Genomic DNA, 15,402 nt, shown 5'->3' with positions numbered 1-15,402 from the left:
AGTACAGTAAATCAGGTGGATGCCGATGCGCTGAGCGATGCACGCCGGGCCGAGTGGGAGCGGCTGGATGAGCTCAGCCGCGCCCGTCTCGACGGCGCAGGTGTCGACGAGCTGATCGTGCGGTACAGGGCCGCTTCGGCGGATCTCGCGGAGATCAAGACGTCCGTGGGGGACTCGCCGCAGGGCGCCTACCTCTCGACGATCCTGGTACGAGCCCGGCTCCGCCTCACCGGCGCATCGGACAGCATCCTCACTCAGACCGCTCGGTTCTTCTCGCAGCAGCTTCCCGCGGCGCTCTACCGCCTGCGATGGACGACGCTCGTGATCGCCGTGTCATTCATCGCCGTCGCCGTGGGCACCGCGGCGTGGATATCGTCCGATCCCGCCCTCGTCGCCACACTGGGTCCTGCTGACGCGCTCGCGCAGTACGCCGACGAGAGCTTCACGAGCTACTACACCGAGAACCCGGCAGCGGTGTTCATGGGCATGGTCTGGACGAACAACGCGTGGATCGCACTGCAGTGCGTGCTCTTCGGCATCACCGGGATCTGGCCCATCAACGCCCTGGTGCAGAACGCCATCGGGCTCGGGACCTCCGGCGCCGTGATGGCCGCGCACGACAAGGCGGATGTCATGCTCCTCTACATCCTGCCGCACGGCATGCTCGAGATGACGTGCATCTTCGTCGCGGCCGCGGGCGGTCTGCACCTCTTCTGGTCATGGGTCGCGCCGGGCGAGCGCTCCCGCGGCGACTCGCTCGCCGCGGAGGGACGTTCTCTCGCCACCGTCGCGATCGGGCTCGTCTTCGCGCTGTTCCTCGCGGGTCTCGTCGAGGGGTTCGTGACCGGTTGGGCGCTCCCGTGGCCGATCAAGATCGGCATCGGAGCCGCAGCCCTCGCGGCCTTCCTGATCTACATGCTGGTCGTCGGTGGCCGAGCGTATCGGCGCGGCGAGACCGGCGACCTGACGGAGTACGAGGCCGGTACGCCACGCCTCGTCGCAGGCTGACCGCACGCGCCTCAGAGCCGGCCGGCGGCCTTGAGCTCGAGGTACCGATCGGCGATGCGGGGCGGCAGCGACTCCGGGTCGGCTGCGATGGCCTCTCCGCCGGCGCGACGGATCGCATCTGCGACGTTCTCCGCATCGCGCATGGTCCGTTCCGCCGCGGCCGCCAGATAGACGTCCTCGCGCGACCCCCGCTGACGAGCGAGCGTCGCGATCCCGTCGTCGGTGACCGAGCCGACGAGGATCGACGTGGCCCTCGTCGCGTCGGGGAAGGCGCCGAGGAAGCCGCGTGCGGATTCGGCGGCGTCCTGGGCCGTGAGCACGACGATCAGGGCGGGGCGGGTGGTGAGAGTGCGCACCGCCGCGAACGCGCTCGGCCAGTCCGTGTCGACGAGACGCGCATGCACGGGAGCCATCGCGTCGGTGAGCGCGGGCAGCAGCGCGGCGCCGTCGACCCCGGTGACCCGCGCGCGCACGACGCGGTCGAACATCAGAAGGTGCACATGATCACCGGCCCGGGCGGCGAGGGCGGCCAGAAGCAGGGCGGCCTCCAGTGCGGCGTCGACCCGCGTGCCGTCGCCGACGCGCGCGGCGGCGGTGCGTCCGGTGTCGATCATGATCACCACGTGACGATCGCGTTCGGGACGCCACGTGCGCAGCATCGTGGTTCCGGCTCGTGCGGTGGCGCGCCAGTCGATCGAGCGGACATCGTCGCCGCGGACGTATTCGCGCAGCGAGTCGAACTCCGTCCCCTGTCCGCGTACCTGGATGCTCGTGTTCCCGTCGAGTTCCCGCAGGCGGGCGAGGCGCGACGGCAGATGCTTGCGCGAGGAGAATGCCGGGAGGACGCGGATCGCGCCGCGTACACGATGACGTGCCTGACGGCCGGCCACGCCGAGCGGGCCGCGCGAGCGGATCACGACGAACTCGCTGACGAGCTCTCCCCGTCGCCGGGGCTGCAGGGCGAACACCACGCGCCGACGCTCCCCGGGCGGCACGGTGACGCGCTGGCGGGCACTGCCGACGCCTGCGGTGGGCTGCCAGGCATCGCGGATCACCGCATGCAGGGTCCGCGCGCCGAGATTGTGCACCGCGAGGCTCGTCGACACGGCTTCTCCCAGACGCACCCGCGCGGGCACACCGCGGCTGACCGTGACCGCGCGCGGGCTCGGCGCCAACAGGATGTCGAGGACGACGAGCGCGATGCACAGACCCACCCATCCGCCGAGCACGGGGTAGGTCGGGTACCCCGCGAGTCCCGTGAGGACCAGCGGGACGACACCGACGGCGAGGGCGACGGCGAGACGGCCGGTGACGAACACCTAGATCGGCACCCTGGTCTGCTGCACCACGGAGGTGAGCACGGCGTCGGCTGACACGCCCTCCATCTGCGCGTCGGGGCGCAGCTGCAGTCGATGCCGCCACACCGGAACGAGCATGGTCTGGATGTGATCGGGCGTCACGGCGGACGAGGCGTTCAACCACGCCCAGGCCTTCGCCGCCGCGAGAAGCCCCGTGGAAGCACGCGGGCTCGCACCCAGCTCGACCGAGGGCGACTGCCGCGTGGCGCGCGCGAGGTCCACGACATAGCCCAACACGTCATCCGTGACCTCGACCCGTGCGGCCGCCTCCTGCGCAGCGCGGATCTCGTCGGCGCTCACCGCGGCCTCCACTCCGGTGAGCTCGCGGGGTGAGAACCCCGAGGCGTGTCTGCGCAGCACGGCGACCTCGGCCTCGCGTTCCGGCATCCCGACGACCAGCTTCATCAGGAACCGGTCGAGCTGTGCTTCCGGGAGCGAGTACGTGCCCTCGTGCTCGATCGGGTTCTGGGTCGCCGCGACGAGGAACGGGTCGGGCAGCGCTCGACTCTCACCGTCCGCCGAGACCTGACGCTCCTCCATCGCCTCGAGCAGCGCGGCCTGGGTCTTGGGGGGCGTCCGGTTGATCTCGTCGGCGAGCAGGATGTTCGTGAACACCGGACCCGCTCGGAAGTCGAACTCGCCGGTGCGCGCGTCGTACACGAGCGAACCGGTGACGTCACCGGGCATCAGGTCGGGCGTGAACTGCACGCGCTTGGTGTCCAGGCCCAGGGCGCGGGCGAACGATCGCACGACGAGCGTCTTGGCGACGCCCGGAACGCCCTCGAGGAGCACGTGGCCGCGTGCGAGGAGTGAGACGAGCAGTCCTGTCACGGTGCCGGCTTGGCCGACGACGGCCTTGTCGACCTCGGTGCGTACTCGATGCATCGCCTGGCGCAGGTCGGCGTCGGTGTGGTTCTCAGTTGTCACGCGATGTCCTCGGTTTCCGTTCTGACGTGCACGTCGGCGGTCATTCTCGCCCCTTCGTATCGTGGGCCGCGGCGTCGACCGCGTGTTCGAGTTCGCTCAGGCGGCGCGCGAAGTCGACGAGCGCCGCATCGTCGGCGGGCAGGTGTCCCGCGAGCAGCTCGTGCAGCGAACCGCGGGGGATGCGCAGGCGATCCGAGGCCGCGTCAGCGACCTCGGCGGGTTCGGCGCGTTCGGCCAGGCCGAGTCGACGGGCGAGGCGTCGAAGGCTGCCGTCCCTGAGTGCCGCCCCCGCGTGCGCGGCGTCGCCGGCCTTGGCGGTGAGGCGCGCGCGCCCGAGCATGGTCTCCGAGGCGCGCACGGTGACGGGGAGTGTCTCCTCGACGAGCGGTCCGAATCGCTGCCCGCGCCACAGCGCCGCGGCGAGGCCCGTCAGAATCAGCAGGACGATCGCCGGCGTGACCCACGGCGGTGTGAGCGAGCCGAGGGTCTCGGGCATCTCGCCCTCGATGTCGGAGTCCGCGTAGCTCGGCACGTACCAGACCACTCGTTCCGACTGTCCGAGCAGAGCGAGCCCCAGAGCAGCGTTGCCGTCTTCCGCGAGATAGGCGTTGCTGAACAGTCGAGCGCCCTCGACGACCGTCCGCGTGGTGCCGTCATGCTCGTCGACCAGCACTGCGGCGGCCTCATCGTCGCCGAAGCACGCCTCGACGCCGTCGGACGGGGTGAACAGGCGGTCCGGCCGGATCGACCCGACTTCGGCGAATTCTGCGACGTCGCACGCGGCGGAGACCGGTGAGGAGTCGGGCGCTGCGTTCGTTCCGATGCCGAGGAGCGCGAGCAGGTGGGTGCTCGAGGAGAGGAACACCACGCGGTCCGCCGGCTCGATCAGATCCGTCACGGCCTCGTCGCTCAGCGCGAACGGATTCGCCATCACGAGGGTCGTGTCGTCGTCGATCGCTGCGAGTGCATCCGACCGCGATCTGTGCACCTCGACGTCGATGCCCTGATCGTCGAGTATCTCCGCGAGGGCCATCGTGCCCGAATCTCCGACGCCCTCCGGGTCGAGCGCGCCTCTTCTGTCGGGCATCTGCACGCCGACCTGCGTGGCCACGAACACCCCGACGAGCACCAGCGCGCCGACGATGGCCCATCCGCCGAGGGCCTTCAGACGTCGGGCGCGTGTGGTCTGCTCCGCGGTGGACGACGAGGACGCGTTCTCGGTCGCGATCGTCACGAGCCCACCAGCTCGGGTCTTGCGGCCGCGAGTCGGTCGTCGGTCGCCGCGAGCGCCGCATAGCTCTCTCCGCTCGCCGGGTGACGGAGGTAGCGGACATCGTCGAAGGATGCGGCAGAAGCCTGTGCGGCCGTCGCCTCGGCGGGGAACACCCTCGAGACCTCCCGGGCGATCGACTGCGCGGTGGCGCCAGGAGCCGGATCGATGAGATCGCGTTCGAGCAGACCGCGAGCGAGTGCTCGGAAGCGGAGCACCGTGGCCTCATCCCAGTCACCCGCACGCGCGCTCCGCTCCGCGTCGGCCCGGAGCTGAGCGGCCGTGCGGTCGTCTTCTGCGCCCAGCAGGGATCCGACCGATCGCCCCAGCGCCCGGGAACGCCGCGGACGTCCCCAGATGATCAGGGCCGTGACGAGAGCCGCGACGATGATGATGCACACCACGATGAGCGCGGACGGACCCACACCGGCGCTGTTGTCGCTGCTGAAGAGGTCGGCGATGAATCGTCCGATGTCACGAGCCGCCAGATCGAACCAGGTGGGCTTCGCGTCTGCGTACCGGGCGTGGGAGAGTTCCTCCTCGGCCCACCGGCGCGCCTCGTCGCCATCCGGGATCAGTCCGTCGTCGAGACGAGGGATCATGCCGAACCGTCACGGTGCGGTGCGGACTCCTCCCGCTCCGTCGCGGGTGGCGGAGCGAGTGGGGATGACGGCGCGACGGGCGGCGGCGCGACGGGGTCCGCACTCGGGGTGAACGGGCCCGCGGAGGGGAGAGGCGCGGCCGGGTATGGAGGCGGCGCGGCGTGCGTCGGCGATGCGACGTTCGGCGGTGCGGGATACGGCGGTGCGGGATACGACGGTGCGGGATACGACGCCGCGGGATAGGGCGGTGCCGGGTATGTCTGGGTGGGCTGCTCCGTGGCTGCGTAGGGCTGCGGAGGGAGGTACGGTGCGGGGTACCCGTGCGCCGGGACATTTCCGGCCTGCGTCATGAGCGCCCACTCCGGCACCTGCGCAGGCGGGGGAGCGCTGCTGACGGCCCGCTCGGGGTCGACGGCGAAGGGATCGCCGAGCTGCGCATCGGTCCAGCCGAGATCGCGGCGCTCGACGTGACTGATGAGGGCCTGATCCAGTCCTTCGTACCTCATACGACTGTCGAGATAGACCAGGGTCCCCGCGGTGCTCTGCACCACGATCGTGATCGCCTGGAGCACGAGCAGCAGGATCTGCGGGGCCAACAGCGCGAACAGGAATCCGATGATCTCCGACGAGTCCATCGACCCGGTCGGGGCGAGGACATTGCCGAGCATGGCACCGATGATCGACGCCGGCAGATTGACGAGCTGCATCGCGATGCCCATGATCGCGCCGATCAGGAACGTGACTCCCCACGCGACCCAGAACCGGCCGCGAGTCAGCCGCCACGAGCGCACGAGCGCACCGCGGAGCGTCGCTCGCTCGAGAACCAGGATCGACGGGACGAGCAGGAGCTTCGTCGTCAGCCATACGACGAGCGGGATCGTGGCGATCACGATCAGCGCGATGAGGATGACGACGCCCACGATCGCCTCGCCGGATCCGCCGAGGCCGCCCGCGACGAACCCCGCGATCACGAGGAAGACGATCACGATCACACCGAAGATGAAGACGACGGACAGCGAGGCGAACCCGGCCAGCCTCCAGAACGAGGGGATCATCTTCCGCCAGAGCACACCGAGCGAGGCCTTCACCCCGATCGAGGCGAATCCGATCTCCGCAGCGACCACTCCCTGCATGAGTGCGGTGAACGCGATCGACGCGAGGCCGACGGCGAGTCCCGCCACGATGTTCATCGCGATCGTGCCGGCGAAGACCGCCTCGAAGTCGGCGGACGCAGGGGAGAGCGAATCGAGTCTCGTGAAGGTCGTGACGAAGACGAATCCCATGACGGCCGCGCTCAGCACGACGACCGCCAGCTGGATCACGACGCCGAACCCGAAGAGCACCTTCGGATTGTGGCGCAACGCGGCGAAGGATCTGCTCAACAGCATCCCGAAGGTCAGAGGATGCAGGGGGATGATGCCCTTCTTCGGGGCAGGGGTCCACGTCTGGCCGGTCACCGGCACTCCCTCCGTCGTGCGCTCCCATCGTGTCACAACACTCGGGCGGAGCGCAGACATGAGGCTCGTGGTACTGAGTGCCATAAGGTAACAGTTATGACCTCACGTATTCTTGTGGTCGACGACGACATCGCGCTCGCCGAGATGATCGGCATCGTTCTCCGCACAGAGGGTTTCGAGCCGGTGTTCTGCGCTGACGGTGCGCGGGCGGTCGAGGAATGGCGCACCCAGCGGCCCGACCTCGTGCTGCTCGATCTCATGCTCCCGGGTATGGACGGCATCGAGATCTGCACGAGGATCCGTGCGGAGTCGGGCGTCCCCGTGATCATGCTCACCGCCCGCAGCGACACCGCGGACGTCGTGAGAGGCCTCGAGGTCGGCGCCGACGACTACATCGTCAAGCCGTTCAACCCCAAGGAACTCGTCGCGCGGATCCGCACCCGGCTTCGGCCGACGCCGCAGACGGTCGGTGAGCAGCTGCGTGTCGGCGACCTCACGGTCGACGTGGATGCGCACGAGGTGCGCCGTGACGGCTCGCCCATCGCGCTGACGCCGCTGGAGTTCCAGCTGCTGGTCGCGCTCGCATCCAAGCCGCAGCAGGTCTTCTCCCGCGAGATGCTGCTCGAGCAGGTGTGGGGCTATCACTACAAGGCCGACACGCGGCTCGTGAACGTGCACGTGCAGCGACTGCGCGCGAAGGTCGAGCTCGACCCCGACAACCCGAAGATCGTGATGACGGTGCGCGGCGTCGGCTATCGCGCCGGCAGCGCCGGCTAGGCGCATCATGGCCGCGACGACAGCGACCACCACGGCGGTCGCGGTGCTTCGCGACTGGCGCGGCTGGCCGACGGTCCTCGGCGCTCTGTGGCGGCGATCGCTGCGATTCCGCACGCTCAGCATCACTCTTCTGCTCACGGCGACCGCCATCCTCATCACGTGCGTGACGATGGCTCTCGTCATCCAGAACGACCTCTTCGAGTCCCGCAAGAACGAAGCGCTCGAAGACGGCGTGCGCTCGGTGAACCTGGCGCAGATGACGCTCGACTCCGCTGCGCTGAGCGACGATCCCGTCGCGCTGCAGGAGCTCTGGGACAGCGTGCAGGCGGACCTGCGTCGCTACTCGACGGCCGAAGGCTTCGCGGGGATACGGGTCGAGGACGCCGATGCGGATGCCGTCTCGCTGAACGGCTTCACGGCCGGGCTCAGCCTGAACACCATCAGCCCCGCGCTGCGCAACCGGGTGGTCCAGTTCGACGACCGGCAGTCCTGGCAGTCCGTCTCCCTCGACATCGGCGGACGTGCGGTGCCCGGCATCATCGTGGGGCAGCAGCTGCAGGTCCCGGAGGCCGGACCCTTCGAGGTGTACTTCGCCTACGACCTCGCCGATGCCGACAACACGCTCACGTTCGTGCAGCGCACCCTCTGGATCGCCGGGATCGGTCTCGTCGCGATCGTCTCGATCATCTCCTTCATCGTGGTGCGCTCGGTCTCGACGCCGATCGTCGAGGCCGCGGAGACCAGCGCCAGGCTCGCGTCCGGAGATCTGGGCGTGCGCATCGACGTGCACGGCGAAGACGAGATCGCGACGCTCGGGCGATCGTTCAACGCGATGGCCGACAGCATCGAGGCGCAGATCAAGGAGCTCGGGGAGCTGTCGCTCGTGCAGCAGCGCTTCGTCTCCGACGTCTCGCATGAGCTGCGCACACCGCTCACGACCATCCGCCTCGCCGCCGACATGCTCAATGATCAGCGCGACGAGTTCGATCCGACCACGGCGCGCACGACAGAGCTCCTGCACACCCAGGTGCAGCGGTTCGAGACGCTCCTCTCGGACCTGCTGGAGATCAGTCGCTACGACGCCGGATCGGTGCAGCTGGAGCTGGAGGCGACGAGCCTCGCCCACGTCGCGGAGGACATCATCGAGCAGATGAAGCCCCTCGCCGACGAACGCGGCAGCGAACTGCGCCTCGTCGCCCCGGGGGGATACTCGCCCGTCGACATGGATCCGCGGCGCGTGCGCCGTGTCCTGCGCAATCTCGTCGGCAACGCGATCGAGCACGGCGAGGGGCGGCCGATCGTCGTCACGATCGACAGCAATCAGCATGCGGTCGCGGCGGGCGTGCACGACTTCGGTCTCGGCATGGATCCGGCCGATGTGGAACGGGTCTTCGATCGCTTCTGGCGCGCCGACCCCTCCCGGCAGCGCACCATCGGCGGCACCGGTCTCGGGCTGTCGATCGCGCTCGGAGACGCGATGCTGCACGGCGGGACTCTCGCCGTGTGGTCCGAGCTCGGCGTGGGGACCAATTTCGTGCTGACCCTTCCTCGTCGCGACGGTGCGATCGACGGACCCTCGCCCATCCCGCTGGAGCCGAAGGAGCCGCTGGACGAACTCGGCGATGCGACTCAGCCGATCCGGCTCGCGGACGTGCCCGCGGAGCTGTTCGACGAACGGAGCCTGGAATGACCTTCCGCGTTCGACGTGTGCTCGGAGCGATCGCCGCGGCGGCATCTCTGCTGATCGTGACAGCCTGCACGGGACTGCCGACGACCGGTGACGTGCAGTCGGGATTGGCGCTCGGCGCATCCCCGGAGGATCCGGACCTCCTGCCGCTCGCGTCCGGGCCGATCGACGGAGCGGGTCCTGCGGCGATCGTCGAAGGATTCATGGAGGCCGCCATCACGCCGGCGGACAACTGGGAGACGGCACGGGAGTTCCTCACGCCGGAGATGGCCGCGACCTGGCGCCCCAACACGGGGGTGTCGATCGATGTGAGCGCCGACACCCGCTCGTTCACCTCGGATCTGGATGAGGACGCGGAGACCGCCGACGGTGATGTCGCGTCTGTACGGGTGCAGTTCGATCAGGTCGCGAGCGTCGACGGGACGGGCCTGTTCTCGCAGGCCGTCAGCGCCTCGAACTCCGCGTTCGTCGTCACCCTCGCCGAGGGGCAGTGGCGGATCTCCGAAGCGCCCGACGGGATCGTCATCGACGAATCGCGATTCCCACGCGTGTACGGCGACTACGCACTGCAGTACTACGACCAGGCGTGGGAACGCCTGGTTCCCGATGTGCGCTGGTTCCCACGGCGGGTCACGATCGCGACGACGATCACCCAGTCGTTGATCGGCGGCGCCCCCAGCCCGTGGCTCGACCCGGCCGTGCAGAGCGCATTCCCCCCGGACGTTCAGATGGCGCGGGACGCGGTTCCGATCGACGCCGAACAGGTCGCCGACGTGGCGCTGAACCGCGAGGCGCTCAGTCTCGATGCGACGACTCTCGCGCGCATGCGCACTCAGCTGCAGGAGACGCTCGCACAGGCCGGTGTCCAGATCAATCAGGTGCGGTTCACGGTCGACGGCCGCGCGCTCGAGGCAGGAATCGTCGAGGTCGTCGACACTCCGTCCGACAGCGGCGGCATCGTGTTGAAGGACGGCGAATTCGGCACGATCGTCGGCAACCAGATCGCTCCGATCCCGGGGATATCCGAAGAGATCCTCGGGATATCCCAGCCCATCCTCGCCATCGACGTCGCGGGTGACGATTCGCATGCGGCGATGCAGCTGGGCAACGGTCACGTCTACATCGCCGGCGATGGGCGCGTCGATGAGCTGGACGCGCGTGCGCTTCTGGTGCGCCCGTCTCTCGACCCCTACGACTACACATGGTCGGTCCCCGCCGACGCGCCCTCGGCGCTGCTCGCGATCGGGGACGACGTGGTGTCGCATCCCATAGCGGACGCCTGGCCGGAGGCGTCGGAGGTGTCTGCCGTGCGGGTGTCGTCGGACGGCGCGAGAGTCGCCGCCGTCGTCGTGATCGGCGGCCAGAGATGGGTCACGGTGTCGGCGGTCGTCCGCGATGATTCCGGCGTGCCGATCAGGCTGGGGGAGACCGAGCGCGTGGCGCAGCTCGACGGACCCTCCGCGGGGCTGGTGTGGCTCGGAGCCGACCGCCTGGGACTCCTCGTCGACAGAGAGGACAGGGTCGTCCTGACGCAGCTCGTGGGCGGGACCGGGACGACCGAGTCCGCCCCGAGCGGAGCAGTGTCGATCGCGGGCTCTCGGTCGGCTGCGGGCATCCGTGTGCTCGGAGCCGAGGGATCGCTCTACGCGCGAAGCGGATCCGCCTGGAGCGAGTTCACGGACGGGGTGATCATCCTCGCCACCCGCGCCGGTCGCTGACAGCGCTTCTGCACACGTGGCGCTGCGATCGGGAAGTGCGTCTTCCCCGTGGACATCGCAGCGGGCGCAGGACGCATCGTCAGTCGGCGACGCAGAATCTGAGCATGCTGCATCCCTCGAGACTGCGCACTCTGTCTTCAGAGCTGCTCGCCCTGCTGCTCGCCGCCTCGTGCCCGGGGTGCGGCGAGGCCGAGACCGTGCTGTGCGACAGCTGCCGCGCCGATCTGCAGCCGAGCGTGATCGCGCGGACGACGCCGGCCGGGCTGCCCGTGTTCGCCGCGATGACGTTCGAGTCCACGGCGGCGAACTGCATCCGCCGTCTCAAGGACGGCGGCGAGACGCTGCTCGCGACTCCGCTCGGTCTTGCGCTCGACGCAGCCGTCGACGCCGCGCTCCTCGCCGGGGCCCATTCGCGTCGGGAGGTCGCGATCGTGCCGGTGCCGACCTCCTCCTCCGCCTTCCGGCGCAGGGGCTTCCGCGTTCCCGAGCTGTTGCTCGAGCGCTCGGGATCGGTCGTGACTCGAGCCCTGGTGCAGCGGGGAGCCCGAGGCGATCAGCGGGGACTCGATGCTGCGGCGCGCGTGTCCAACGTGCGAGGGACCATGCGTCCGCGTCGGAGCGGTCACGACAGAAAGGCGCTGATCGTCGATGACGTCATGACGACCGGCGCCACTCTCGACGAGGCGGCTGCCGCGTCCGTGCGAGCCGGATACCACGTGATCGCCGCCGCCGTGCTGGCGGTCACACCACGTCACAGTGAACGCATCGCGAACGCATCGGGGACACGGAGCAAATGACCCGTGACATCCGCACTCGGGCCGACTACGGTGGGGGATCTAAGGCGACCACGGTCCGCCCTTGGCCGGGAGGACCGGGACAAGGAGGCAGCAATGGAAACAAGCATCGTTGGCGTCGGAGTGGGTATCACCGATCGCTTCCGAACCGTTGTCGAGGAGAAGATCGCCAGGGTCCAGACGCTCGCGTCTCGAGCGCAACGGCTCGACGTGAAGGTGACTCACCGGGTGTACCGCAATGGCAGGGTGCCCGATGAGACCGTCGAGCTGACACTCATCGGCAAGGGACCGGTGGTCAGGGCTGAAGCCACGGACGGCGACAAGTTCGTGGCCCTCGACCTCGCGGTCGACAAGATGTCGGAGCAGTTGAGACGAGCCAAGGAGAAGCGTGTCGACGGACGACAGCATCCTCGTGGCGCGCACTTCGAGAAGGGCAGCGGTGCTATCGAGGGCATCGACGTCGAGCCTGCCTCGGCTGACGTGCTGCACGCGGTGGCGACAGGCAGCGTGCCGGTGCAGAACGACGAGGATGAGGCATACTCTCCCGTCGTGATCCGTACGAAGAGCTTCGATGCGGAATGGATGACCGTCGAAGAGGCGGTCGACAGGATGGAACTCGTCGGGCACGACTTCTTCCTGTTCGTCGACGTCCGCTCCGATCACCCGAGCGTCGTCTACCGACGCAAGGGATGGGACTACGGCGTGATCGCCTTGAGCACGCAGGCCCCGCCTGCCGAGGCCCTCGCGTCCTGAGACCGGAACACACCGACGGCCCGGCCCCTGAGAGGGGCCGGGCCGTCGGCATGTGCGCTCGTCCTCAGTCGAACATCCCGTCGAGAAGACTGCCGATCACGAGGCCGCCGAGAATTCCGGAGGCGATGTCGCCGCCGCCGCCTCCGCGGCGACCGCCGCCCCATCCGCCGCCGCCCCATCCGTTGCCGCCGCCGCCCCAGCCGTCGTCCTGCGGGCGGGCGGAGTCGATGTCGCGCTGGGCCAGCTGCAGGGCCTCCGAGGCGAGATGCGCCACGCGGCGCGCGCTCACGAGGGCCTGCTCACGCGTGTCCTCCGCGGGGAGGAGGTCGGACAGATCGACTCGCAGGCGCTCCGCCTCGGCCAGACGCGTCCGCGCGTCTGCTCCGATCCACCCGCGATGCCCCGCGATCAGGCCACGGGCGACACCGAGCTGCCGATCCGCGTCATCGATCGCGTGCTGGACCTGCTGGATGCTGGGCAGCGGATTCTCAGCCCGGTGCCGTGCCTTCGCGATGGCGTCGTCGAGGGCGCTGTTCGCCGTGCGCAGCTGGGAGAGCTCGGCGAACGGATCGCCGGGGGTCCCCGCCGGCGTCAGTGCGGCGAGAGCCTGCTGCAGCGCCGCCACGGCCGAGGTGACTGCCGGAGTCTGCGGCGCGGTCCTCGCGGCGACGAGGTCGCTGCGAGAGTCGGCGACGACCTCTGCCAGGGTCGACTCGGCACGAAGGGACTCGATCTCGAAGTCTTCGACGGCGTCGAGCAGAGACGAGGCGCGCCGTGTGGCCTCGGTCGCCGTCTCGAGCGCCAGATTGGCCTCTTCGTTCTGCTTCGCGGCCCGGCGGCGCTCCGAGACGTCCGCGCCGTGCGTGGCGAACGCAATGAGCTGTTCGGCCTCGGCGGCGCTCGCCGTGATCTGATGCATCGCCGAGTCGGAGTATCGCTCGGAGAGGCGCGCCACGGTCTCGTTGGTGTGCGGGATGCGCTGGCTCAGCGCGGCGGCGTCGGCTCTGACCTGCGCGATGATCTCGGGTGCGCGTCGCACCTTGGCGATGGACTCGGCGAGTTCGGAGGTCTTCTCGTCGAGCAGATCCTGGGCCCACTCGCAGAGCTGGATGATGCGCGCGTTCCTCGTCCGGAGCTCCTCCGGCGTGTCCGGGATCTCGTCGTGGTTGAGCTGGTGCAGCTGGAAGGCTTCACGCAGATGCGTGCGCACGGCGCTGAGCGCCGTGCGGAGGTCTCCGGTGAGTGACTCGCCCAGCTCCGCCTCGGCGAAGACGAGTTCGTCGGACGTCGACCGGATCCGCTCATCGGCGGCGACCAGGGACTGCTCCGCTCGGCGTGCCAGATCGGCGTCCTGTGCCGCCAGTGCTTCCTGTTCGCGCTTGCGTCTGCCCCATATGCCTGCCATAGGTCGATCCTAGTTTCCCGGGCGCGGCGACTGGCTGTGCATCCGCTCCAGGCGAACGGATCAGGCGGATGCGGCGCTGCCCACTCCCGCGGGGCGACCGCGCTTGGGGCGATCGACGGCGAGTCCGAGCGTGAGCGCGTGCTGAGGGTGCTCTCCCAGCCGGGTCTCGACGTGATCGAGCCAGCGGAGCTCGGATTCGGTGGCGAGGATCATCGAGTCCATCACGAGCGACCACGCGAGGCCCTCCGGACTGCTGTCGTCTCGCGACGAGCGCACGCCGCGGAGCGATGCGAGATGCGCCACGGAGGCGTCGCGCTGTGCGGCGATGACGGCGGAGGCATCCGATCCGGGGAGGGTCGCGGCGATGGCCACCTTGATCGCGAGTTCGTCACGCGTCGTCTGGGTCCGCGTCACGGGGGAGGACATCCATCGGTCCGCATCCGCTCGACCGGCGTCGGTGATCTCCCAGTAGACGTGCCCGAGCTCGTCGGCCCCACTGCGGACGACGAGCCCATCGCGTTCGAGTCGTTCGAGCGTGTTGTAGATCTGCCCGACGTTCAGCGGCCAGACCGAGCCTGTGCGGCGGTCGAACTCGTGGCGCAGCTGGTATCCGTAGCAGGGGCCCTGCGCGAGGATCGCGAGCAGACTCTGGCGCACTGACATGTCGACCTCCTGTGTCGACGATCAATATATACATACCCGGAAAACTTCGGCGCGACCGCCATGCAGGCGACGTGCAGGTCACGGGCCGGTAACATGACAAGGTATGCCTGGTGCGCGCCCGAACGGTGGCGCTGCCGGAACCATCGACAGGGAGATGACATCTGTGGCCAATCCTCTTGAGAAGCTGCTGCGCGCCGGCGAGGGGCGGGTCATCCGTCGCCTGAACCAGGTGGTGAAGGCCGTCAACGCCCTGGAAGAGGACATCTCCAAGCTCACTGACGATGAGCTGCGCAACGAGACCGTCGAGCTGCGTGCCCGCTACGCCGCAGGTGAGACCCTCGACCAGCTCATGCCCGAGGCGTTCGCCGCCGTGCGGGAGGCAGCCAAGCGCACTCTCGGCATGCGTGCGTACGACGTGCAGATCATGGGCGGAGCGGCCCTCCACCTCGGGAACATCGCGGAGATGAAGACCGGTGAGGGCAAGACCCTCGTGGCGACGTTCCCCGCGTACCTCAACGCGATCGCCGGCGAGGGCGTGCACGTCATCACGGTCAACGACTTCCTCGCGAGCTACCAGGCCGAGCTGATGGGGCGCGTGTACCGCGCTCTGGGGATGACGACCGGCATCATCGTCTCGGGCCAGACCCCCGCTGTGCGTCGCGAGCAGTACGCCGCCGACATCACCTACGGCACGAACAACGAGTTCGGATTCGACTACCTCCGCGACAACATGGCGTGGCGCAAGGAGGACCTGGTCCAGCGCGAGCACTTCTTCGCGATCGTCGACGAGGTCGACTCGATCCTGATCGATGAGGCCCGCACACCGCTGATCATCTCCGGACCGTCGTCGGGCGAGGCCAACCGCTGGTTCGCCGAGTTCGCGAAGATCGCGCGCACGCTCGAGGCGGGCGTCGACTACGAGGTCGACGAGAAGAAGCGCACTGTGGGTGTGCTCGAGCCCGGCATCGAGAAGGTCGAGGACT

General features: G+C 69.0%; 14 protein-coding genes. 7 read left to right on the top strand and 7 right to left on the bottom strand.

Features of this window, described 5'->3' with window-relative positions; all coding sequences use genetic code 11:
* The first annotated feature begins 15 nt into the window (after positions 1 to 15).
* Positions 16 to 1,008 carry a stage II sporulation protein M gene (locus RWO82_RS02550; protein WP_314423025.1) on the top strand — a complete coding sequence of 331 codons (993 nt, stop codon included), beginning with the start codon at positions 16 to 18 and terminating at the stop codon, positions 1,006 to 1,008.
* 11 nt (positions 1,009 to 1,019) lie between these two features.
* Here RWO82_RS02550 and RWO82_RS02545 read toward each other — a convergent pair whose 3' ends face one another.
* The 5 genes from RWO82_RS02545 to RWO82_RS02525 all read right to left on the bottom strand — a co-directional run bounded on the left by RWO82_RS02545 (position 1,020) and on the right by RWO82_RS02525 (position 6,622).
* Complete coding sequence (locus RWO82_RS02545; RefSeq protein ID WP_314422880.1) at positions 1,020 to 2,327, bottom strand: DUF58 domain-containing protein; 1,308 nt, start codon at positions 2,325 to 2,327, stop codon at positions 1,020 to 1,022.
* Positions 2,328 to 3,251 (bottom strand): MoxR family ATPase, encoded by a 924-nt coding sequence (locus RWO82_RS02540; RefSeq protein WP_314423023.1) that lies wholly within the window; start codon positions 3,249 to 3,251, stop codon positions 2,328 to 2,330.
* Positions 3,252 to 3,333: 82 nt separating this feature from the next.
* A complete protein-coding gene (locus RWO82_RS02535; RefSeq protein WP_314422877.1) occupies positions 3,334 to 4,527 on the bottom strand; it encodes a DUF4350 domain-containing protein in 1,194 nt (397 codons plus the stop codon).
* Positions 4,524 to 5,165 (bottom strand): DUF4129 domain-containing protein, encoded by a 642-nt coding sequence (locus RWO82_RS02530; protein WP_314422875.1) that lies wholly within the window; start codon positions 5,163 to 5,165, stop codon positions 4,524 to 4,526. The genes RWO82_RS02535 and RWO82_RS02530 overlap by 4 nt, the downstream gene beginning before the upstream one ends.
* On the bottom strand, positions 5,162 to 6,622 hold the full coding sequence (locus RWO82_RS02525) for a hypothetical protein (protein WP_314422872.1): 1,461 nt from the start codon (positions 6,620 to 6,622) through the stop codon (positions 5,162 to 5,164). Before RWO82_RS02525 ends, RWO82_RS02530 begins: the two co-directional genes overlap by 4 nt.
* Positions 6,623 to 6,718: 96 nt before the next feature.
* Between RWO82_RS02525 and mtrA the strand changes: the two genes are divergently transcribed.
* The 5 genes from mtrA (at position 6,719) to hpf (ending at position 12,351) form a co-directional block, all read left to right on the top strand.
* Positions 6,719 to 7,399 carry an MtrAB system response regulator MtrA gene (gene mtrA / locus RWO82_RS02520; RefSeq protein ID WP_201469383.1) on the top strand — a complete coding sequence of 227 codons (681 nt, stop codon included), beginning with the start codon at positions 6,719 to 6,721 and terminating at the stop codon, positions 7,397 to 7,399.
* 7 nt (positions 7,400 to 7,406) lie between these two features.
* Positions 7,407 to 9,089: an MtrAB system histidine kinase MtrB gene (gene mtrB, locus RWO82_RS02515; protein WP_314422867.1), complete on the top strand. Its 1,683-nt coding sequence runs from the start codon at positions 7,407 to 7,409 to the stop codon at positions 9,087 to 9,089.
* Positions 9,086 to 10,804, top strand: a complete 1,719-nt coding sequence (locus tag RWO82_RS02510) for a GerMN domain-containing protein (protein ID WP_314422864.1) — start codon at positions 9,086 to 9,088, stop codon at positions 10,802 to 10,804. The genes mtrB and RWO82_RS02510 overlap by 4 nt, the downstream gene beginning before the upstream one ends.
* 104 nt (positions 10,805 to 10,908) lie before the next feature.
* Positions 10,909 to 11,601, top strand: coding sequence for a phosphoribosyltransferase family protein (locus RWO82_RS02505; protein ID WP_314422861.1), 693 nt, complete (start codon positions 10,909 to 10,911; stop codon positions 11,599 to 11,601).
* Positions 11,602 to 11,694: 93 nt separating this feature from the next.
* Complete coding sequence (gene hpf / locus RWO82_RS02500; RefSeq protein WP_314422858.1) at positions 11,695 to 12,351, top strand: ribosome hibernation-promoting factor, HPF/YfiA family; 657 nt, start codon at positions 11,695 to 11,697, stop codon at positions 12,349 to 12,351.
* A gap of 64 nt (positions 12,352 to 12,415) precedes the next feature.
* Here the strand turns inward: hpf and RWO82_RS02495 are convergent, their stop codons facing one another.
* Together RWO82_RS02495 and RWO82_RS02490 are read right to left on the bottom strand one after the other, a co-directional pair.
* A complete protein-coding gene (locus tag RWO82_RS02495) occupies positions 12,416 to 13,756 on the bottom strand; it encodes a hypothetical protein (protein ID WP_314422855.1) in 1,341 nt (446 codons plus the stop codon).
* A gap of 60 nt (positions 13,757 to 13,816) precedes the next feature.
* Positions 13,817 to 14,419, bottom strand: coding sequence for a PadR family transcriptional regulator (locus RWO82_RS02490; protein ID WP_314422851.1), 603 nt, complete (start codon positions 14,417 to 14,419; stop codon positions 13,817 to 13,819).
* Between the two features lie 163 nt (positions 14,420 to 14,582).
* Here RWO82_RS02490 and RWO82_RS02485 point away from each other — a divergent pair.
* A partial coding sequence (locus RWO82_RS02485; RefSeq protein WP_399540700.1) for a DEAD/DEAH box helicase occupies positions 14,583 to 15,402 on the top strand: 820 nt, incomplete at its 3' end.

The sequence above is a fragment of the uncultured Microbacterium sp. genome, assembly GCF_963521645.1.
Classification (GTDB): Bacteria; Actinomycetota; Actinomycetes; order Actinomycetales; family Microbacteriaceae; genus Microbacterium.
The sequence above is the reverse complement of the archived record's forward strand: the minus strand, read 5'-3'. Positions and strand labels throughout refer to the sequence as shown.

Coding starts and splice junctions, on each gene's coding strand:
- RWO82_RS02540 (WP_314423023.1), bottom strand. CDS start 3,251: ATGCATCGAGTACGCACCGAGGTCGACAAGGCCGTCGTCGGCCAAGCC.
- RWO82_RS02530 (WP_314422875.1), bottom strand. CDS start 5,165: ATGATCCCTCGTCTCGACGACGGACTGATCCCGGATGGCGACGAGGCG.
- mtrA (WP_201469383.1), top strand. CDS start 6,719: ATGACCTCACGTATTCTTGTGGTCGACGACGACATCGCGCTCGCCGAG.
- mtrB (WP_314422867.1), top strand. CDS start 7,407: ATGGCCGCGACGACAGCGACCACCACGGCGGTCGCGGTGCTTCGCGAC.
- RWO82_RS02510 (WP_314422864.1), top strand. CDS start 9,086: ATGACCTTCCGCGTTCGACGTGTGCTCGGAGCGATCGCCGCGGCGGCA.
- RWO82_RS02505 (WP_314422861.1), top strand. CDS start 10,909: ATGCTGCATCCCTCGAGACTGCGCACTCTGTCTTCAGAGCTGCTCGCC.
- hpf (WP_314422858.1), top strand. CDS start 11,695: ATGGAAACAAGCATCGTTGGCGTCGGAGTGGGTATCACCGATCGCTTC.
- RWO82_RS02495 (WP_314422855.1), bottom strand. CDS start 13,756: ATGGCAGGCATATGGGGCAGACGCAAGCGCGAACAGGAAGCACTGGCG.
- RWO82_RS02490 (WP_314422851.1), bottom strand. CDS start 14,419: ATGTCAGTGCGCCAGAGTCTGCTCGCGATCCTCGCGCAGGGCCCCTGC.